The sequence below is a fragment of the Methylobacterium sp. WSM2598 genome, assembly GCF_000379105.1.
Classification (GTDB): domain Bacteria; phylum Pseudomonadota; class Alphaproteobacteria; order Rhizobiales; family Beijerinckiaceae; genus Methylobacterium.
Window position 1 is genome coordinate 6,789,605 of record NZ_KB900609.1, and the last position, 17,434, is coordinate 6,807,038.

The 17,434-nt window shown below is 76.2% G+C and carries 22 protein-coding genes; 14 read left to right on the forward strand and 8 right to left on the reverse strand.

The window, feature by feature from the left end:
* Window positions 1–333 precede the first annotated feature (333 nt).
* From MET2598_RS0131570 to MET2598_RS0131580, 3 genes are all read right to left on the reverse strand, one after another.
* Window positions 334–528, reverse strand: a complete 195-nt coding sequence (locus MET2598_RS0131570) for a hypothetical protein (protein ID WP_012335844.1) — start codon at window positions 526–528, stop codon at window positions 334–336.
* A gap of 168 nt (window positions 529–696) precedes the next feature.
* Entirely contained in the window at window positions 697–969 is a 273-nt protein-coding gene (locus MET2598_RS0131575) for a hypothetical protein (protein ID WP_012335843.1), read from the reverse strand.
* Between the two features lie 162 nt (window positions 970–1,131).
* Window positions 1,132–1,506: a gamma-butyrobetaine hydroxylase-like domain-containing protein gene (locus MET2598_RS0131580; RefSeq protein ID WP_012335842.1), complete on the reverse strand. Its 375-nt coding sequence runs from the start codon at window positions 1,504–1,506 to the stop codon at window positions 1,132–1,134.
* 151 nt (window positions 1,507–1,657) lie between these two features.
* Between MET2598_RS0131580 and moaA the strand changes: the two genes are divergently transcribed.
* Complete coding sequence (gene moaA / locus MET2598_RS0131585; RefSeq protein WP_018263557.1) at window positions 1,658–2,698, forward strand: GTP 3',8-cyclase MoaA; 1,041 nt, start codon at window positions 1,658–1,660, stop codon at window positions 2,696–2,698.
* A 4-nt stretch (window positions 2,699–2,702) separates the two neighbouring features.
* Here moaA and MET2598_RS0131590 read toward each other — a convergent pair whose 3' ends face one another.
* On the reverse strand, window positions 2,703–3,671 hold the full coding sequence (locus tag MET2598_RS0131590; protein WP_018263558.1) for a quinone oxidoreductase family protein: 969 nt from the start codon (window positions 3,669–3,671) through the stop codon (window positions 2,703–2,705).
* A 123-nt stretch (window positions 3,672–3,794) separates the two neighbouring features.
* On the opposite strand from MET2598_RS0131590, the gene MET2598_RS0131595 reads away from it, so the two are divergent.
* Window positions 3,795–4,661, forward strand: a complete 867-nt coding sequence (locus tag MET2598_RS0131595) for a LysR family transcriptional regulator (RefSeq protein ID WP_012335839.1) — start codon at window positions 3,795–3,797, stop codon at window positions 4,659–4,661.
* 46 nt (window positions 4,662–4,707) lie between these two features.
* On the opposite strand, the gene MET2598_RS0131600 is transcribed toward MET2598_RS0131595, so the two are convergent.
* Entirely contained in the window at window positions 4,708–6,429 is a 1,722-nt protein-coding gene (locus tag MET2598_RS0131600; protein WP_018263559.1) for a methyl-accepting chemotaxis protein, read from the reverse strand.
* A gap of 157 nt (window positions 6,430–6,586) precedes the next feature.
* On the opposite strand from MET2598_RS0131600, the gene MET2598_RS0131605 reads away from it, so the two are divergent.
* Both MET2598_RS0131605 and MET2598_RS0131610 read left to right on the forward strand, forming a co-directional pair.
* A complete protein-coding gene (locus tag MET2598_RS0131605; protein ID WP_018263560.1) occupies window positions 6,587–7,375 on the forward strand; it encodes a transporter substrate-binding domain-containing protein in 789 nt (262 codons plus the stop codon).
* A gap of 64 nt (window positions 7,376–7,439) precedes the next feature.
* Window positions 7,440–8,306, forward strand: coding sequence for an NAD(P)-dependent oxidoreductase (locus MET2598_RS0131610; protein ID WP_012335836.1), 867 nt, complete (start codon window positions 7,440–7,442; stop codon window positions 8,304–8,306).
* 125 nt (window positions 8,307–8,431) lie between these two features.
* Here the strand turns inward: MET2598_RS0131610 and miaA are convergent, their stop codons facing one another.
* Window positions 8,432–9,352: a tRNA (adenosine(37)-N6)-dimethylallyltransferase MiaA gene (gene miaA / locus MET2598_RS0131615; protein ID WP_012335835.1), complete on the reverse strand. Its 921-nt coding sequence runs from the start codon at window positions 9,350–9,352 to the stop codon at window positions 8,432–8,434.
* Window positions 9,353–9,380: 28 nt separating this feature from the next.
* On the opposite strand from miaA, the gene serB reads away from it, so the two are divergent.
* The 6 genes from serB (at window position 9,381) to mtnA (ending at window position 13,726) form a co-directional block, all read left to right on the forward strand.
* Entirely contained in the window at window positions 9,381–10,277 is an 897-nt protein-coding gene (gene serB, locus MET2598_RS0131620) for a phosphoserine phosphatase SerB (RefSeq protein WP_018263561.1), read from the forward strand.
* Window positions 10,278–10,305: 28 nt separating this feature from the next.
* Entirely contained in the window at window positions 10,306–10,935 is a 630-nt protein-coding gene (locus tag MET2598_RS0131625) for a DNA-3-methyladenine glycosylase I (protein ID WP_012335833.1), read from the forward strand.
* A gap of 26 nt (window positions 10,936–10,961) precedes the next feature.
* Window positions 10,962–11,609, forward strand: coding sequence for an HD family hydrolase (locus MET2598_RS0131630; RefSeq protein ID WP_018263562.1), 648 nt, complete (start codon window positions 10,962–10,964; stop codon window positions 11,607–11,609).
* Between the two features lie 4 nt (window positions 11,610–11,613).
* The gene (locus MET2598_RS0131635) at window positions 11,614–12,126 is read left to right on the forward strand and encodes a tyrosine phosphatase family protein (protein WP_012335831.1); all 513 of its coding nucleotides are present in this window, start codon (window positions 11,614–11,616) and stop codon (window positions 12,124–12,126) included.
* Between the two features lie 206 nt (window positions 12,127–12,332).
* The gene (locus MET2598_RS0131640) at window positions 12,333–12,545 is read left to right on the forward strand and encodes a hypothetical protein (RefSeq protein WP_012335830.1); all 213 of its coding nucleotides are present in this window, start codon (window positions 12,333–12,335) and stop codon (window positions 12,543–12,545) included.
* A gap of 83 nt (window positions 12,546–12,628) precedes the next feature.
* A complete protein-coding gene (gene mtnA, locus MET2598_RS0131645) occupies window positions 12,629–13,726 on the forward strand; it encodes an S-methyl-5-thioribose-1-phosphate isomerase (RefSeq protein ID WP_018263563.1) in 1,098 nt (365 codons plus the stop codon).
* 380 nt (window positions 13,727–14,106) lie between these two features.
* On the opposite strand, the gene MET2598_RS43155 is transcribed toward mtnA, so the two are convergent.
* Window positions 14,107–14,475 (reverse strand): hypothetical protein, encoded by a 369-nt coding sequence (locus tag MET2598_RS43155; protein ID WP_236728849.1) that lies wholly within the window; start codon window positions 14,473–14,475, stop codon window positions 14,107–14,109.
* A 112-nt stretch (window positions 14,476–14,587) separates the two neighbouring features.
* Here MET2598_RS43155 and MET2598_RS43160 point away from each other — a divergent pair, with 112 nt between their 5' ends.
* The 4 genes from MET2598_RS43160 to MET2598_RS0131675 all read left to right on the forward strand — a co-directional run bounded on the left by MET2598_RS43160 (window position 14,588) and on the right by MET2598_RS0131675 (window position 16,846).
* Entirely contained in the window at window positions 14,588–14,848 is a 261-nt protein-coding gene (locus tag MET2598_RS43160; RefSeq protein WP_236728850.1) for a hypothetical protein, read from the forward strand.
* Window positions 14,849–15,299: 451 nt separating this feature from the next.
* Entirely contained in the window at window positions 15,300–15,503 is a 204-nt protein-coding gene (locus MET2598_RS0131665) for a hypothetical protein (protein ID WP_018263567.1), read from the forward strand.
* Window positions 15,504–15,710: 207 nt separating this feature from the next.
* Window positions 15,711–15,911 carry a hypothetical protein gene (locus tag MET2598_RS43170; protein ID WP_018263568.1) on the forward strand — a complete coding sequence of 67 codons (201 nt, stop codon included), beginning with the start codon at window positions 15,711–15,713 and terminating at the stop codon, window positions 15,909–15,911.
* Window positions 15,912–16,231: 320 nt separating this feature from the next.
* Window positions 16,232–16,846, forward strand: a complete 615-nt coding sequence (locus MET2598_RS0131675; RefSeq protein WP_018263569.1) for a LysE family translocator — start codon at window positions 16,232–16,234, stop codon at window positions 16,844–16,846.
* 91 nt (window positions 16,847–16,937) lie between these two features.
* Here MET2598_RS0131675 and MET2598_RS0131680 read toward each other — a convergent pair whose 3' ends face one another.
* Window positions 16,938–17,243: a hypothetical protein gene (locus MET2598_RS0131680; protein WP_236728851.1), complete on the reverse strand. Its 306-nt coding sequence runs from the start codon at window positions 17,241–17,243 to the stop codon at window positions 16,938–16,940.
* Between the last annotated feature and the right edge of the window lie 191 nt (window positions 17,244–17,434).

Genomic DNA, 17,434 nt, shown 5'->3' on the forward strand with positions numbered 1-17,434 from the left:
CCCGTCCAGAGCGGCGCGGCGATCGTGACCGGCCGCATCGCCCGCGCGATGGATCGCGGGCCCGAACCGGGGAAGTCGACGCGCGGGAACCCGACGGACGATCCTGCCGGATGCCCGTGCGGGCGCGGCGGACGGCCCCGCCGGCGCGCCGGCACGGGATCGGACCGCTGCTGACTGAGGATGGTCTGGGGATCTGCCGGCGGGCCGCCGGTCTCGCGCGTCGCGGCGGGTCTGGCAGGCGGGTCGGCGCTCTCTCATCGCCGCGCGCCGCCGCCATCGGCGGCCGCGGCGCTCGCGGGCAGGGCCGCGCGGGAGCGGGCCGCCCGGCGGAGTTCAGTGGACGGAGCGGACGGCCGGCGCCTCCCGGGCCAGGCGGGCCTGCTGGATGATCGACGCCTCGTAGAGCTCCGCCTGGGCGCGGGTCAGGCCACTCACCAGCACGCTGGTGCCGCGATACACCGTGTATGTCCCGTCCTGGGTCGGTTTCACCCGGATCGCGTCCTGGGTGGTAACAGCGTCTGAAGCCATGCGAGGCCTCCCCTTGTGCGCTGGATTTCGCGAACGTTCCGCGATGAACGCGACGTTAACGAAATGTGGCCCCTGCGCAAGGGGCGCGCCTTTTTCCAAGCTGATTCGGGCCGGCAATGCGGCAGAATGCCAGGGGACGCGACGCACTCTCGGTGACGCAATGCGTCCTCAGGAGGGTGCGCGTTCCGTTGGGGCAAGGGCCGACGGGGACAGGTCGCGCGGGGCGCTCGGCAGCGTCCACCAGCCCACGGCCGACTGGACCGCGAGCGTCATCACGACGAGGAGCACGGTCACGAGGGCGTGCCGGCGGAACACGGGAGCCGGCACGGCCGGAACGCCGGCCGCTTCGGTCTCCAGAGGCTCCGGCTCGAGCGGCAGCAGCGAGGTGTAGATCCCCGCGGGCTGGCCGGCCGACCGGTGGAAGGGTCCAATGCTGAACATCGGCGACTCCTGTCGAGGGCCCCTGGGACGCGGGCCATCGGATCGGAGGAAGATTAACAGATGCTGAACAAAGAGCCACCCCCGGCGCTCCATCCGGCCTAAATTGCCGCCAATGCGAGGGATTTTCCCGCCGTTCCGCCTCCCCGGCGCCCCCGGGGAGCGTCAGGACCGGCGCGGCGGGTCCCGGCTCAGGCCGCGCCGGGCGAGTTCGTCGCAGTAGCGGGCGAACCGCTCCTCCCGGGTCGCGCCGAGCTCGCGCAGGTAGGTCCAGGAGAAGATCCCGGTATCGTGCAGGTCGTCGAAGCCGAGCTTGACCGCGTAATTGCCGACCGGGGTCACCGACAGGATCTGGACCTCGCGCTTGCCGCCGATCCACTGGCGCTCGGAGGGGGCATGGCCCTGGACCTCGGCCGAGGGACTCTCCACCCGCAGGTACTCGGCCGGCAGGGCGTAGGCGGCGCCGTCCGCGAAGGTCACGTGCAGGACGCGCTTGTCCCGCGCCAGGCGGATCTCGGTCGGCCAGTCTGCATCGCTCATGGGGCTTCTCCCGGGGCTCTCCCGCCGGCCGCTTGCTCGCCGCCGCATCTGCCCTCATATGCAGGGGGCGGCCCGGCCGCCAGAGATCGGGCGGTCCACGGGGCCGCACCCCGGTCCCGGCAGGCCGCCAGAGAGGAGCGTCCAGCCCGCCATGTGGGGTCCCGCCGACGAGACGACGTGCCCGGCGCCCACGCGGCCGGCGCCCCTGATCGACCCCTTCCAGCGGGCGATCACCTACCTGCGCGTCTCGGTGACCGATCGCTGCGACCTGCGCTGCGTCTACTGCATGGCGGAGGACATGACCTTCCTCCCCCGGCGCGACCTGCTCACCCTGGAGGAGCTCGACCGGGTCTGCGCGGTCTTCGTCGCGCGCGGGGTGCGCAAGCTGCGCATCACCGGCGGCGAGCCCCTGGTGCGGCGGGACATCATGCGGCTCTTCCGCGGCCTGTCGCGGCACCTCGCCTCGGGCGCCCTCGACGAGCTCACGCTGACCACGAACGGCACCCGGCTCGCCCAGTACGCGGCCGAACTCGCCGATCTCGGGGTGCGGCGGATCAACGTCTCCCTCGACACCCTCGATCCGGCCCGCTTCCGCGCCATCACCCGCCGGGGCGACCTCCCGGTCGTCCTCGGCGGCATCGCGGCGGCGCGGGCCGCCGGGATCCGGGTCAAGATCAACGCCGTGGCGCTGCGGGGCGTGAACGAGGACGAGATCGTCCCGATGCTCGAATGGGCCCACGGCGAGGGCATGGACCTGACCCTCATCGAGGTCATGCCGCTCGGCGAGATCGAGCCCGACCGGGCCGACCAGTTCCTGCCCCTCTCGGTGGTGCGCGAGCGCCTCGACGCCCGTTTCCGCCTGACGCCGCTGCCCGACCGCACCGGCGGCCCGGCCCGCTACGTGCGGGTGGAGGAGACCGGCGGGCGGCTCGGCTTCATCACGCCGCTGACCCATAATTTCTGCGAGAGCTGCAACCGGGTGCGCCTCACCTGCACGGGCAGGCTCTACATGTGCCTCGGCCAGGAGGACGCGGCGGATCTGCGCGCGCCCCTGCGCGCCTCGCCGGACGACGCGCTGGTGGCCGAAGCGATCACCGAGGCGATCACCCGCAAGCCCAAGGGCCACGACTTCGTCATCGCGCGCGCGGCGCGCCCGGCCGTGCCGCGGCACATGAGCACCACCGGCGGCTGAGCCGTCAGGGAAGCAGGAGCAGGCTGCCGCGGCTGCGCCCGGATTCGAGGTCGCGCTGCGCCCGCCCGGCCTCGGCGAGCGGGTAGGTGCCGCCGATCTCGCCGGCGATCCCCTCCCGCATCGCGGCGAGCACGGCGCGGGCCGCCTCCGGGTAGCGCGCGCGGTCCGCCGCGTAGGCCATCACGCTCGGCCGGGCGAGGGACAGGGAGCGGCGCGGCCCGACCTCCTCCACGGCGAGCGGCGGGATCGGCCCCGCCGCCTGCCCGACGCTCGCCACGGTGCCGAAGGGCCGCAGGCAGGCGAGCGTGCGCGCCAGCATCCCGCCCCCGATCCCGTCGATGGCGAAGTCGACGCCGCGCCCCCGCGTGAGGTCGGCGACCCGCGCGGGAAGGTCGGCGTCGCGGCCGACGATCACGGCGGCGGCCCCGCTCGCGCGGGCCGCCTGCGCCTTCTCCTCGGACCCGACCGTGCCGATCACCACCGCGCCGAGGCGCGAGGCCCAGCGCGTGACCAGCGCCCCGAGCCCGCCCGCCGCGGCATGGACCAGCAGCACGCTCCCGGCCGTCACCGGACAGGTGAGCGTCAGCAGCATGTGGGCGGTCAGGCCGCGCAGCAGCGAGGCCGCGGCGGCCTCGTCGGAGATCGCCTCCGGCAGGGGAATCGCCCGCCAGGCCGGGAGCAGGCGCGTCGCCGCATAGGCGCCGGGCACTCCCGCATAGGCCACCCGCTCCCCCGGGGCGAGGCCCGCGACGCCGGGCCCGACCGCCTCGACGACGCCCGCCCCCTCGACTCCGGGCACCGCCGGGAGCGGCAGTTCGTAGAGGCCCGTGCGGTGATAGATGTCGATGAAGTTCACGCCGATGGCCCGGTGCCGGAGCCGGATCTCGCCCGGGCCGGGCTCCTCGGCGCCGCAGGGGACGATCTCCAGCCGCTCGACCTCTCCGCACGCGGCCATCTGCACCTTCACGTCCATGGCATCCTCCATCGGGTGACGGGCGAGTGTCCGGCGTGGCGGGCCGGGCGGAAATTCCCTATTCTCGGCCCTCCTTTGTGCGAAACTTCACAGGGGGCATCCGGCGCGAGGAGGATTCTTCAGGTGGATTGGGACGGCCTGCGGCACTTCGCGGCGCTCGCGGAGGAGGGCAGCCTCTCGGCCGCGGCGCGGCGCCTGGGCGTCGAGCACGCGACGGTGGCGCGCCGGGTCGCCGCCCTGGAGGCGCAGCTCGGCCTCAGGCTCGTCGACCGGCGCGGGCGCCGGCTGGTCCTGACGCCGGAGGGCGCGCGGATCGCCATCCTCGCCGCCCGCATGGAGCGGGAGGCCCAGGCGATCGGGCGCGCCGCGGCGGGCACGCGGTCGAGCCTCGTCGGCGAGGTGACGCTGAGCGCGCCGCCCGCCCTCGCGGCCGCGCGCCTGATGGCCCCGTTGGCGGCCCTGCAGGCGCGGCATCCCGGCCTGACGATCCGCCTGCGCGCCGAGACGCGGCACGCCTCCCTGGCGCGGCGGGAGGCCGAGGTGGCGGTGCGGCTGAGCCGCCCGGAAACCGGCGAGGTCGCCGTCAGCAGGCTCGGCGAGATGACCTTCCGGCTCTACGCCAACCCGGATTCCCTCCGCGGCCGGCCGGAGGCGGCGTGGCGCTTCGTCGGGGCGGACGGCGCGATGCAGGGCTCGCCCCAGCAGGTCGCCCTGGAGGCGGTGGCGGCCGGGCGGCCCTTCGCGGTCCGGGCCGAGAGCGTCGAGATCCAGGCCGCCGCGGCGCGCGCCGGCGCCGGGATCGCGATGCTGCCGGATTTCCTGGCCGCCGCCGACCCGCTCCTGGCGCCGCTCCGCCCGCAGGATCCGCCGCTGCGCCGCGAGATCTGGCTCGTGGTCCACGCCGACCTGCGCGCGGCGCCGGCGGTCCGCGCCGTCACCGCCTGCCTGCGCGACGCCTTCGCGGGCCCGCCGCCAGCGCCCGAGGGGTGAGGCTCATCCGACATCCGGGTGATGGCTTCGCCACGCGGATCCCGGATCACAGCCGATAGGCCATCCGCACCCCGCCCCAGTGCCGCCCGTGCACGCGCACCGGCGCCGAGACCTCGCGCAGGGGCGCCGCCCGCCCCTCCTCCGGGCGGAGCTGGACTAGGAAGGGGCGCATCGAGCGGGCCGCCGCGAGCCCGGCGGGATCGTCGTGGAAGCGCTGGTGGCGCGCGTGGCGGGCCGTCCAGTCCGGGTCGCCGGGACGGGGCTCCTGCGCGAAGCGGCGGTTGTGCACCGGGGCGTAGCCGTTGCGGTCGACCGCGAAGCAATGGGCGAGGCGCGCATCCGCGAGCAGGGGCGGCTCCAGGAGCGGCGGCAGGATCTCCTCCAGGACGGGGCCGGCCGCGGTGAGGAAGCGCGGCGGCGCGCTGCCGGGAACCGGGGCGTAGGCCGGGTCGAACAGGGCGTCGCGGGGGAGCCGGCCGAGGCCGAGAGCGCCCTCCAAGGCCTGCCCGACCTCGGCGGCGAGGTCCTGGGCCGCCGCCACCAGGGGGCGATGGGCCGCCTCGATCCGCGCCAGGGCCGGCGCGCAGCGCGCGGCATCGGCCTCCCGCGCGAAGGCGCAGTGGAGGCCCCGGGGGCTGGTCCCGACCACCCGCACGGCGACCCGGCCGATCCCGCGCAGGTCGAGGTCGAGGAGGCTGCCGGGCGCGGCCGCGACCCCGGCGGGGGGCGTGAGCAGGAGCCCGCCGGCGCCGAGATCGACCACGCGCCCGAGGCCCCGCCGCCCCAGCCGGGCCGGGAGATCGAGCGGGTAGCGGTCGTGCAGGCGCCGGTCGCCGATCTCGGCATGGCGCAGGGCCGCGACGAGGCGGGGCCCGGAGCCGGCGAGGCCCCGCGCCGCCGCCTCGGCCGCCGCCGCGCGCAGCACCGCGCCCGACGCCGCGACCAGCGCCTCGGCCAGGTCGCCGCCGAGCCGGTCGGCCTCCTCGGCGATCCCCCGGGCCGTCCCGGCGATGGCCTCGGCTTGGTCGGCCTGGGCGCCGCTCGCCGCCCGCAGGGTGGCGAGCACCGGGCCGAGGCCGGCCACCGAGGCCGCCGCCATCCCGGCCGCGGCGGTCGCGGCCGCGGCCCCGTCCTCGCAGCGGCGGCCGAGCTGCCGGATCGCCTCCCCGGCCCGCAGGCCCTCGGCCGCGAGCCGCGCCGCGTCGCGGGCCATCCGGGCGCAGCCCTCGCCGGCCTCGCCGAGGCGCGCCGCCTCGATCGTGGCCTGGTGGGCGAGGAGGTTGGCCTCGCGGGCGACGACCGCCACCCGGTCGACGGCGCGGGCGATGGCCTCGGCGGCGTCCGCGAGCAGGCCCGCCGCGCGGCGGGCCTCGGCGTGGCTCTCCCCGGCCTGGTCGAGGTGGCGGCCCGCCTGTTCGAGCACGGCGCCGAGGCCGGCCGCCTCCCCGGCCAGGATGTCGGCCGCCGCCGCGATGCCGCGGCCGTCCTCGGCGAGGTCCCACGGGATGCCGGCGGCGAGGCGCCCGGCCGCGGCCGCGTAGCCCTCCTGCGCGGCGGACGCGGCGGCGGCGAAGGAGGTCGTCGCGCCGGTGAGGTCGCGGGCCGCGCGGGCGACCTCCGCCTCGACGGCATCGACGAGGTCGAGCCCCGCCCGGCGCGTGGGCGCGGCCCATCCGCCCGGGGCGGGGCGGGGCCGCGGCGCCTCGGGCGGGAGCAGCTCGACGGCCTCGAGGGGATCCTGCGGCGTGCGGGTGCGGGTCGGGCGCATGGCGCCATCAGGCGGGTCGCCGCTTAAAGGCGGATTAACCCTGGGGCCGCCCGTCCGCCGCGGTTGCGCGCGCCGCCCCGGCCGTGGCAAGGGTCCGCGTCACGCCAGAACGGCGCGTCCCGCCAGACGGGCCGCGTCCCGCCGAGCCCCTGCCCGGATGAGCCGCCTCTCCTCGCGCCTCCTCGTCCTCCTCAGCCTCGCCGCCGTGCCGGTGCCGGCCGCGCTGCCGGCGCGGGCCGCCGGCCTGCCGGAGCCGGTGCGGATCGCCACCGAGGGCGGCAACCCGCCCTTCAACTACGTCGAGGACGGCCGGCCGGCCGGGTTCGAGGTCGATCTCGCCGAGGCCCTGTGCGGGCAGGCGCGCCTCACCTGCCGGATCGTCACCCACCAGTGGGACGGGATCATCCGGGGCCTCGAAGCGGGCGAGTACGACGCCATCATGGCGTCCCTCGCGATCACCGAGAAGCGCCGGGGCCGCATCGCCTTCTCGCGCCCCTACTACCGCATCCCCTCCGCCTTCATGGCCCGCCGCGACGCCCCGGCGCCCCCCCTCGACCCGGCCTCCCTGAAGGGCCGGGCGATCGGCGTCGCCGCGCGCTCGCGCGAACTCGCCTACCTGGAGGCGCGGGCGCCGGGCGCGGATCTGCGCGTCTTCGATTCCGTGAAGGATGCCGGCTACGACCTGCGCCTCGGCCGGCTCGATCTCGTGCTCGGCGACAAGCGCGAGCTCTCGGAGATCCTGGCGCTCCACGACGGCGCGGCCTGCTGCCGGCTGGTCGGCGACGTGCCGCCGGGCGATCCGCTCCTCGGCGAGGGCGTCGGGATCGGCCTGCGCAAGGGCGACGACGCCCTGCGGGAGGCCCTCGACGAGGCGCTCGCCGCCCTCGTCCGGGACGGCACCTACGACCGCATCCGGGCCAAGTACCTGCCGTTCGACACCAAGTGAGCCGGGACTCGCCGGGCAGCGCCGCGCGGCCCCGGCCGGCATTCCAGCAAGGGAGGATTCATCCATGGCGAAGGTCGCGTTCCTGGGTCTCGGCGTGATGGGGGCCCCGATGGCCCGCCACCTCGCCGCCAAGGGCCACGAGGTCACCGTCTACAATCGCACGGCCGCCAAGGCGCAGGCCTGGGTGGCGGCCCATGGCGGCCAATCGGCCGCGACCCCGGCCGAGGCGGCCGCCGGCCGGGAGATCGTGTTCGCCTGCGTGGGCAACGACGACGACCTGCGGGCGGTGACAACGGGGCCGGAGGGCGCCTTCGGGGCGATGGCGCCGGGCGCGGTCTTCGTCGACCACACCACCGCCTCGGCGGACGTGGCCCGCGACCTCGCGGCGGCGGCCTCCGCCTCCGGCTTCGGCTTCGTCGACGCCCCGGTCTCCGGCGGCCAGGCCGGGGCCGAGAACGGCGTGCTCACGGTGATGTGCGGCGGGGAGCCCGGGACCTACGCGCGGGTCGAGCCCGCGATCCTGGCCTATGCCCGCTCCTGCCGGCTGATGGGCCCGGCCGGCGCCGGCCAGCTCACCAAGATGGTCAACCAGATCTGCATCGCCGGGCTGGTCCAGGGGCTCGCCGAGGGGATCCACTTCGGCAAGCGCGCCGGCCTCGACATCGAGGCCGTGCTCGACGTGATCTCCAAGGGGGCGGCCGGCTCCTGGCAGATGGAGAACCGCGGCAGGACCATGAACCAGAACAAGTTCGATTTCGGCTTCGCGGTCGACTGGATGCGCAAGGACCTCGCGATCGTGCTCGCCGAGGCCCACCGCAACGGCGCCCTGCTGCCGGTAACGGCCCTGGTCGACCAGTTCTACGCCGAGGTGCAGCGCCTCGGCGGCGGGCGCTGGGACACGTCGAGCCTGATCGCCCGCCTGGAGCGCTGAGGCGGTAGCCGGGCCGGCCTCCCCGCGCCGGCCCGGCGGGACCGGTCCCGCGGCGACCCGCGGCACCGCGGCAACGGACGACCCGGCGCCGAGGCTCCCGCGCGGGAGCCTCGGCGCGGGCGGGTCTACCCTCCCGCCTCCCGCATCGCCGCCTCCGGCGCGAGCCAGCGCCAGCCTGCCCCGGCCTGGTGGCGGAACCACGTCACCTGGCGCTTGGCGTAGGCCCGCGTGTCCGCCTGCCCCCGGGCGACCGCCTCCTCGCGGGTGAGCGCCCCGTCCAGGAAGGCGATCAGGCCCGGCACCCCGTGGGCCCGCATCACCGGCAGCATCGGATCGAGGCGGCGGGCGCGCAGGCGCGCCACCTCGTCGAGGGCGCCCTCCTCCATCATGGCGAGGAAGCGCGCGTCGATCCGGGCCCGCAGGAGCGCCCGATCCGGGACCAGGAAGAGCTTGTCGCAGGGCATTCCCGCGAGCGGTCCCGGCCGGCGGCTGCCCTGGAAGGCCGAGAGCGGGCGCCCGGTGGCGGCGAGCACCTCCAGGGCCCGCAGCACCCGCAGGCGGTCGTGGGCGCCGAGCCGCGCCGCGCCCTCCGGGTCGCGCCGGGCGAGGTCGGCGTGGAGGGCGGCGGTCTCGCGGCCCTCCGCCTCCGCCCGCAGGGCGGTCCGCACCGCCTCCGGCACCGGCGGGATCTCGGAGAGGCCCTCCAGCAGCGCCTTGAAGTAGAGCCCGGTGCCGCCGACCACGATCGGCAGGCCTCCCGCCGCCCAGACCTCCCGCAGCACCTCCCCCACCGCGGCGAGGTAGTGGCCGACCGAGAAATTCACCGCGCCGTCGACGCTGCCGTAGAGGCGGTGGGGCGCCTGCGCCTCCTCGGCGGGGTTCGGGCGGGCGGTCAGCACGCGCAGATCCGCGTAGACCTGCATCGAGTCGGCGTTGATCACCACGCCGCCCCGCGCGCGGGCCAGCGCCAGGGCCAGCGCCGACTTGCCCGAGGCGGTCGGCCCTGCGATGAGGATCGCCCGCCCGGCCATGCCGTCGGTCCCCATGCCGTCGCGCCCTTCTCCGAGTTCCGTCATGACCCTTGTGGCGACCCTGATAGCAAACCCGGCGCGTCCCGCCATCACGGACGCGGTGCTGGCCGAGACCCGGCGCGTGCTCGCGACCGGGCATCAGCCGCGCATCCTGCACGGGGAGGTCGCCGCCGAGGTGCTGGTTCCCGGCGCGCCCGAATCCGCTCCGGCCCTCGCCGCGCGGCTGCGCGCGGCGCTCGGCGACGAGCCGGTCGACGTGGCGGTCCTGCCCGCCGGCGCGCATCGGCGCAAGCGGCTGTTCCTCGCCGACATGGACTCGACCATGATCGGCCAGGAATGCATCGACGAACTCGCCGACACGATCGGCCTCAAGGACCGCGTCGCGGCGATCACCGAGCGGGCGATGCGCGGCGAGGTCGCCTTCGAGCCGGCCCTGCGCGAGCGGGTGGCCCTGCTGAAGGGCCTCGCCCTGGAGACGGTGGCGGCGGTGATCGAGGAGCGCATCACGCTCAATCCCGGCGGGCGCACCCTGGTGCGGACCATGCGGGCGCACGGGGCCCACACGGTGCTGGTCTCGGGGGGCTTCACCCTGTTCACCGGCCCGGTCGCGGAGCGGATCGGCTTCCACGAGCACCGGGCGAACCGCCTCATCGTGGCGGAGGGCCGGCTCACCGGCGCCGTCGAGGAGCCGATCGTCGGGCGCGACGCCAAGCGCGAGACCCTGGTCGCCCTGCGCGAGCGCCTCGGCCTCGACGCGGCCGAGACCCTGGCGGTGGGCGACGGCGCCAACGACCTCGCCATGCTGGCGGAGGCCGGGCTCGGGGTCGCCTACCGGGCCAAGCCCGCCGTGGCGGCGGCGGCCCGGGCGCGGGTCGAGCACGGGGACCTCACCGCCCTCCTGTACCTGCAGGGCTACGCGGCGGCCGAGTTCGTGGACTGAGCGGCCCCGCCGCGGCTAAACCGGACCCATGGCGACCGGATTGATCACCCATCCCGACGGGCAGGACCGCTGCTGGTGGCCCGGCACCGACCCGCTCTACGTCGCCTACCACGACACCGAGTGGGGCGTGCCGGAACACGACGACCGGGCCCTGTTCGAGAAGCTGATCCTCGACGGGTTCCAGGCCGGCCTGTCCTGGATCACCATCCTGCGCCGCCGCGACGCCTTCCGGCGGGCCTTCGCGGGGTTCGATCCCGCCGCGATCGCGCGCTTCGGCGAGGCCGAGACCGAGGCCCTGATGCGGGACACCGGCATCGTCCGCAACCGCGCCAAGATCGTCGGCACCGTCCGCAGCGCCCGGGCCTACCTGGCGATCCAGGAGCGCGGCCCGGGCTTCTCCGCCTTCCTGTGGGATTTCGTGGACGGGCGCCCGATCCAGGGCACCGCCCGCGACCGCGCCGGCATCGCCACCGAGACCGACGTCTCGCGCCGGATGTCGAAGGCGCTCAGGGCGGAGGGGTTCGGCTTCTGCGGCCCGACCATCGTGCACGCCTTCATGCAGGCGGTCGGGATGGTGAACGACCACCTCGTCGGCTGCTGCCGGCACGGGCCCTGCGCCGCCCTGCCGGGTCCCGGCGGCCTCGGGTCGCGCCGGTGAGCCCGGCCCCCCGCGCCTGGCAGCGCATGCTGTCGGGCCGCCGCCTCGACCTCCTCGATCCCTCGCCGGTCGACATCGAGATCGAGGACATCGCCCACGGCCTCGCGCGGGTGGCGCGCTGGAACGGCCAGACCGCCGGGCCCCACGTCTTCTCGGTCGCCCAGCACGCGCTCCTGGTCGAGGCGCTGGGCGGCGGGCTCAGGCCGGAGGCGGGCGCGGCCGAGCGCCTCGACCTCCTGCTGCACGACGCGCCCGAATACGTGATCGGCGACATCATCTCGCCCTTCAAGGCGGCGATCGGCGAATCCTACAAGGCGGTCGAGGCGCGGCTGCTCGCGGCGATCCGCCTGCGCTTCGGCCTGTCCCCGCAGCCCGCCCCCGCGATGCAGCGCCTGATCAAGCGCGCCGACCGGCTCTCGGCCTTCCTCGAGGCGACGCGGCTCGCCGGCTTCTCGCGGGCCGAGGCGCTCAAGGTCTTCGGCCGGCCCGAGCCGGTGCGGGTGCCGGTCGAGGCCCTGCTCGACCCCTGGCCCACCGCCGCCGCACAGGCGCGCTTCCTCGCCCGCTTCGCGGCGCTCGCCGAGGCGCGGGGGCGCGGCCGCGCCGAGACCCTCGCCGACGAGCCCCTCCCCGACAAGCCCCTCCCCGCCGACCCGCCTCCCCCAGGGACCTGACCCGATGCCCCGGCTCCACGTCTGCTCGCTGTCGCGCCTCGCCGAGACCGTGGCGGAATCCGGCGCGCGCCACGTCGTCACCCTCATCAATGTCGGCACGCCGGTGGTGCGACCGGCCGCGATCGCTCCCGACAACCACCTCTTCATCGGCGTCAGCGACATCACCGCCCCGATGGACGACCATGTCCTGCCCGAGCGGGCCCACGTGGAGCGCCTGATCGCCTTCGTGCGGGCCTGGGGCCGCGAGGCGCCCCTGGTGCTGCACTGCTACGCCGGCATCAGCCGCTCGACGGCGGCGGCCTACATCGCCGCCTGCGCCCTCAAGCCCCGGCACGACGAGGCCGAGATCGCCCGGGCGCTGCGCGCCGCCTCCCCGTCCGCCACGCCCAATCCCCGCCTCGTCGCGGTGGCGGACGACCTGCTCGGCCGGGAGGGCCGCATGGTGGCCGCCATCGCGGCGATCGGGCGCGGGGCCGACGCCTTCGAGGGCACCCCCTTCAGCCTCGCGATCGACTGAGCGCCCGCGGCGGGCCGGGCGGGTCGGGTGCTGCCGGGCGCGGCACCTCTGACCCAGGGTCATATTCAGGAAACATAATTCCTTGCACCATATTGCAGGTGTGCGTTTTCGCACTCTGTTTTATTGTGCAGCGCACTCATCACTTGTGCATTGCGACAAGGCGTGTTTCTATTGGGGTAACAGCAACAATACTTTTGGAGCCAGCCATGCGGTTCTCCCTCCTCGCCTGCGCCTGCCTCGTCGCCGTCTCCACCGTGCCGGCCTGCGCGCAGGACGGCGCCGTCACGGTGTTTCCGCCGCTCTCGCGGATGATGGTCCGGCAGGCCCGGATCGAGCGGCCGGCGGCCGAACTCACCACCACGCCGCAGCCGGTGGCTCCGGCCCGCGAGCCCGGGCAGCGCGTCGCGCAGGCCCGCTGAGGGCAGGGATCCGCGGGGGCGCGGGGGCGGCGCCGGGGCGCGGATCGCTGCCCTCACGCGACGGTCCGTGCTAAGGGGGGCGCATGAAGATCGACGGCCGCCCCTATCGCACCATCTTTCCCGAGCCGGGCGGCGACGCCGTCCTGGTGATCGACCAGACCCGGCTCCCCTTCGCCTTCGAGATCCGCCGCCTCGCCCGGGCCGAGGAGGCGGCGGAGGCCATCCGCACCATGGTGGTGCGCGGGGCGCCGCTGATCGGCGTCACCGCCGCCTACGGGCTCGCCCTCGGGCTGCGCGAGGACCCCTCCGATGCGGGGCTGGCGCGGTTCGGCGCGATGCTCGCGGCGACGCGGCCCACCGCCGTCAACCTGCGCTGGGCGCTGGACCGCCTCGGCGCGACCCTGCGTCCCCTGCCGCCGGACATCCGCGCGGCCCAGGCCTTCGCGGAGGCCGGGCGGATCGCCGAGGAGGACGTGGCGAATTGCCGGGCGATCGGCCAGCACGGCTCGCGGCTGATCGCCGAGGCGGCGCGCGCCAGGGGCGGGCGGGTCACCGTGCTCACCCATTGCAACGCGGGCTGGCTCGCCACCGTCGATTGGGGCACGGCGCTCGCGCCGATCTACGCGGCCCACGATGCCGGGGTGCCGGTCCACGTCCTGGTGGACGAGACGCGGCCCCGCAATCAGGGGGCAGCGCTGACCGCCTTCGAGCTGCACGCGCACGGGGTGCCCCACACGGTGATCGCCGACAATGCCGGCGGGCACCTGATGCAGCACGGGCAGGTCGATCTCTGCATCGTCGGCTCCGACCGCACCACCGCGACGGGCGACGTCTGCAACAAGATCGGCACCTACCTCAAGGCTCTGGCAGCCCACGACAACCGGGTGCCCTTCTACGCCGCCCTGCCGGTCTCGACGATCGACTGGACGCTGCGGGACGGCGTGGCCGAGATCCCGATCGAGGAGCGGGACGCCCGCGAGGTGACCCACCTCACCGGCCGCACCGCGGACGGGGGCTTCGCGACGGTGCAGGTGGTGTCGCCCGGGAGCCCGGTGGCGAACCCGGCCTTCGACGTCACGCCCGCGCGCCTCGTCACCGGCGTGATCACCGAGCGCGGCGTCACCGAGGCCAGCGCCGAGGGCCTGCTGCGGCTCTATCCGGAGCGCCGGGCAGCGGCGTGATCTCCCCGGCCGAACCGGCCCGGAAGCCTCCCCGTCTCCGCGCCGAGCGGTGACGGGACCGCCTCAGCGCCGGCCGCCGAAGCCGCCCGGCGCGCCGCCCGGTCCGGCTCCGCCGGGCGCCCCGAACCCGCCCGGCCCGCCCAAGCCGCCCGGCCCGCCCAAGCCGCCCGGCCCGCCCAAGCCGCCCGGATCTCCCGGCAGCCGCCGATCGAGCGGGAGCCCGCCGCGGCCGATTCCCGCGGGTGCCCCCGGCATCCGGCGGTCGAGGCCGAACCCGCCAGGCCCCGGCGCGGCCGGCCGCGCCCCGCCCTCGGACGATCCCGGGCGCAGGCGCAAATCCCGCACGGTCAGGCGCCCCGCAGGCCCCGCCACCGCCTCGATCACCGCGAGCCCGCCGCCGCGCGGCAGCGCCGGCGCGTTCCGGCGACCGCGAGCCCCGAGCCGAGGCGCAGGCGCCCGCCCTCCCGCGCCACGTAGGCCTCGATCGAGACTCGCCCGACCTCCGGCCCGAACGGCGCCTCGGCCGAGCGGCCCTCCACCATGGCGAAGCGGCGGCCCATCTCCGTTCCCTCCACCACGGCGCGGCCCCCGACGAGGCCGGGCGCCAGCCCCGGCAGCGGCAGGGCGCCGATCCGCGGCGTGCCGCCGGGGCCCCGGCGCACCGGCCCGGCGACGCGGCTCGGCAGGTCCCCGGCCGGATCGACGCGGCTCGCCGCGATGCGCCCGTCCGGCCGCCGCAGCCCGCTCACCGCCACGCGCTCGCCGAGGCGCCAGGAGCGCCGCCGCCCCGGCCGTGACCACGCTCTGGCCGAGCACGGTGAGCCGGCCCCGCCCGACCGCGCTCACCGGGCCCACCACCTCGTGGACCACGTCGATCCGCGCCGCGGAGACTCCCGCCTCGCCCGCGCGCGCCACCACCTGTACCACCTGGTCGAGCCGGAGGTCGGACGCGGTCGCGGGCCGCCCGTCGATGGCGACCGGCACGTCCGGCGCGTAGGCGATGCGCAGATCGTTGACCACGATGCTGCCGAAGGCCCGGATCGTGCCGATGACGCCGGTGCCGCCGATGCCGCGGTCCCCTCCTCGTCGCCCGGCCGGGTGCCGGTGCCGCCGATGCCCTGATCGCGGATCCCGTCGCCCGCCACCCCAGCCGGGCGCGGAAGGGCGAGCGCGGCGGCGCCGGAGAGGAGACGCAGGAGGGCGCGGCCGCTGAGCGCGTCGGCCAAGGCGGGGATCCTCACGCGGCCGGGGTCGCGGGCGGCGGGGCCGGCGCCTCCTCGCTGTACATGTCGATGCCGAAATTCCAGCGCGCCGCGCCCCCGGATCGGTCTCGCAGGCGGCGTGGGCCTCGCGGTTGGCCTGCTGGAGCGCCTCCATGGCGATCTCGCGCGCCCGCGCCTCCAGGCGCCGGGCGAGGTCTGGCGACAGGCCGTCGTAGTGCCCTGCCGCTGCCCTCGCGCGCCATGGCGGGTTGCGCCCTCGCAATCGTCCTGGCGCTGGGGATCCCGCTCGCGGCGGCGCCCGCGGCGGGTCACCTCCGCCCGGCCGCGTCCTCCCGGTGAGGCGATCGGCGATGACGCCCCCTCGGCAGGACCCGACCGGCAGGGTGATCCGGTTCCCGGCCCCGGAACTCGGCGGCCGCTGGGCGGCGCCCCGCCCGGCCGGCAAGGCGGAGGATGGCGGCGCGACAGTCGTGCTGCTCGGGCTCCTCCTCGTGATCGGCGGCTCCGTGCTGCTGGTGGCGCTCCAGACGCTGCTGATCCTGCGCACGCTCTGACGCCTCCTCGCCGGAGGAGGCCTCCGGCACCGGAGGCCTCCTCCGGCCGCTCCGCGGCCCCGCAGCGGGCGGGGCCGCGCCCCTCTGCCAGCCATGGCTGACATCCATGATCCGAACGATCCTCCTCGGGGCGCTCGGCGGCGCCTGCCTCGGCACGGCGTCCCTCGCGGCGGACCTGCCCCGCAAGGCGGCCCCGCCTCCCCTGCCGTGGCGCCGGTCGTCACCTGGACGGGCTTCTCCGCGGGCGCGAATGCCGGCCACGGCTTCGGCGCGGGGAGCGGCCGCTTCACCGATCCGACCTCCGGCGCGGTCGCGACCCGCGGCGGCTTCGCCGCCGGAGGCGGCAGCCTGCCCTCCTTTGCGTCAGCCGACACGGGGGCCCTGCCCGGCACCGTGCGCACCGACTGACGGCCGAGGGGCATCGCGGAGGCGATCACCGACCTGTTCAGCGCCAAGCTCGAAGGCCTCTCCGTCGACCTCGACCGCGGGCGCGCCACGACGATCCACGGCGCCGCGACGGGTGCCCATTCCGGCATGGGGCGCGAGGGATCCGAATTCGGCCTGGTCCGGGCCGGCCTGAACGACCGGTTCTCGCCGTTCCGAGTTCCCCCAGCCTCGGAACGGCGAGATGGGCCGGAGGTGCGCGCGCCTCCGGCCCGACCCGCCTCCGCGGGCGCGCCGCGGCACTGCCCTTGCGTCACGGCCTCCGCACACCCGACGGAGGTCTCATGGATGTCTCGACGCTCGCGGCCTTCGCGGTCGCCTTCACGGCCTTCGCGGCGAGCCCCGGCCCCGACAACATCGCCATCGTGGCCCGCACCGTCTCGCACGGCGCCCGATCGGGTCTCGCCTACGGGGCCGGCATGGTGGCCGGCATCCTGACGGTGCTGCTCCTCTCGGCCCTGGGCCTGTCCGCCCTCGCGGCGCGGATGGAATCGGCGATGACCGTGCTGCGCTACGCGGGCGCCGCCTCCCTCGTCCTGGCCGGGATCCGGCTGTGGTCGGCGCCCGCCGCGGCCCCGGGGGCGGGGCCGGCGCCCGGCCGGCGCGGCGTCGCCTCGGCCTTCGCGGCGGGGCTCGCCCTCAATCTCGGCAACCCGAAGATGCCGCTCTTCTCTCTGGCGCTGCTGCCCAACGTGGTCGGGACGTCGCTGACCCTGCGCGAGACCGGCCTGCTCGCCGCCATCATCGTCGCGGTCGAGATCGGGGTGGTCGGGGCCTACATCCTGTCGGCGCGGCGCGCCCGGGCGCTCCTGCGCGAGCCCAGGGCCCTCCGGCGGGCGAACCGCGCGGCGGGCGGCCTGATGATCGGGGCTGGCCTCGCCGCGGCAACGGCCCGCTGAGGCGAGCGTCGCCGCGATCGGGCGCCGGCCGGATCGCCGCGATCGGGCGCCGGCCGGATCGCCGCGATCAGGCGGCGCCCCGTCGCCGCGATCAGGCGGCGACCAGATCCTGCGCCTCGCGGCGCGCCGGCGCGGGCCGCGGCAGCGGCCCCTGCAGGGCGGTCTCGGCCTCGCGGCGGGAACTCATCCGCACGAGTTCGGACCAGCGCAGGGCGACCTCGTGCCGGGCGACGAGCCGGCCGCACAGGTCGAACTTGCGCCAGCCGCAGCGGTCGCGGCCCTGCGCGTCCGTCTCGTCGTAGGTCTCGTAGCGGGCGACGACCTGGCCGGCCGGATCGACCTCCGTGTGGAACCAGCACACGCCGTGCGCCGGGCCACCGCGGCTGCGAGAGCCCATGATCATCAACCTGTGCGCGACAGGGATTCGGAAGATGGTCTCGAAGACGGGGGGCTGGAACAGCATGGTGCCTGGTCTCTCCTCCCTCGGCCCAGTGTCGCGGGGCCGTCAGAACCGGCCTGCATAATGGGAATGGTGCGCCGCAGCACCCGCAGCGTCAAGCGCCCCGAATCGAGCGCCGGGGGTGACGA

What these genes read in the sequence shown, in the direction of transcription:
- MET2598_RS0131575 (WP_012335843.1), bottom strand. Translation starts at nt 969, where the DNA reads ATGTTCAGCATTGGACCCTTCCACCGGTCGGCCGGCCAGCCCGCGGGG.
- MET2598_RS0131625 (WP_012335833.1), top strand. Translation starts at nt 10,306, where the DNA reads ATGGCGACCGGATTGATCACCCATCCCGACGGGCAGGACCGCTGCTGG.
- MET2598_RS0131570 (WP_012335844.1), bottom strand. Translation starts at nt 528, where the DNA reads ATGGCTTCAGACGCTGTTACCACCCAGGACGCGATCCGGGTGAAACCG.
- MET2598_RS0131675 (WP_018263569.1), top strand. Translation starts at nt 16,232, where the DNA reads ATGGATGTCTCGACGCTCGCGGCCTTCGCGGTCGCCTTCACGGCCTTC.
- MET2598_RS0131590 (WP_018263558.1), bottom strand. Translation starts at nt 3,671, where the DNA reads ATGGACGTGAAGGTGCAGATGGCCGCGTGCGGAGAGGTCGAGCGGCTG.
- MET2598_RS0131680 (WP_236728851.1), bottom strand. Translation starts at nt 17,243, where the DNA reads ATGGGCTCTCGCAGCCGCGGTGGCCCGGCGCACGGCGTGTGCTGGTTC.
- MET2598_RS0131640 (WP_012335830.1), top strand. Translation starts at nt 12,333, where the DNA reads ATGCGGTTCTCCCTCCTCGCCTGCGCCTGCCTCGTCGCCGTCTCCACC.
- miaA (WP_012335835.1), bottom strand. Translation starts at nt 9,352, where the DNA reads ATGGGGACCGACGGCATGGCCGGGCGGGCGATCCTCATCGCAGGGCCG.
- MET2598_RS0131635 (WP_012335831.1), top strand. Translation starts at nt 11,614, where the DNA reads ATGCCCCGGCTCCACGTCTGCTCGCTGTCGCGCCTCGCCGAGACCGTG.
- mtnA (WP_018263563.1), top strand. Translation starts at nt 12,629, where the DNA reads ATGAAGATCGACGGCCGCCCCTATCGCACCATCTTTCCCGAGCCGGGC.
- serB (WP_018263561.1), top strand. Translation starts at nt 9,381, where the DNA reads ATGACCCTTGTGGCGACCCTGATAGCAAACCCGGCGCGTCCCGCCATC.
- MET2598_RS0131630 (WP_018263562.1), top strand. Translation starts at nt 10,962, where the DNA reads ATGCTGTCGGGCCGCCGCCTCGACCTCCTCGATCCCTCGCCGGTCGAC.
- MET2598_RS0131580 (WP_012335842.1), bottom strand. Translation starts at nt 1,506, where the DNA reads ATGAGCGATGCAGACTGGCCGACCGAGATCCGCCTGGCGCGGGACAAG.
- MET2598_RS0131600 (WP_018263559.1), bottom strand. Translation starts at nt 6,429, where the DNA reads ATGCGCCCGACCCGCACCCGCACGCCGCAGGATCCCCTCGAGGCCGTC.
- moaA (WP_018263557.1), top strand. Translation starts at nt 1,658, where the DNA reads ATGTGGGGTCCCGCCGACGAGACGACGTGCCCGGCGCCCACGCGGCCG.
- MET2598_RS0131665 (WP_018263567.1), top strand. Translation starts at nt 15,300, where the DNA reads ATGACGCCCCCTCGGCAGGACCCGACCGGCAGGGTGATCCGGTTCCCG.
- MET2598_RS0131605 (WP_018263560.1), top strand. Translation starts at nt 6,587, where the DNA reads ATGAGCCGCCTCTCCTCGCGCCTCCTCGTCCTCCTCAGCCTCGCCGCC.
- MET2598_RS0131610 (WP_012335836.1), top strand. Translation starts at nt 7,440, where the DNA reads ATGGCGAAGGTCGCGTTCCTGGGTCTCGGCGTGATGGGGGCCCCGATG.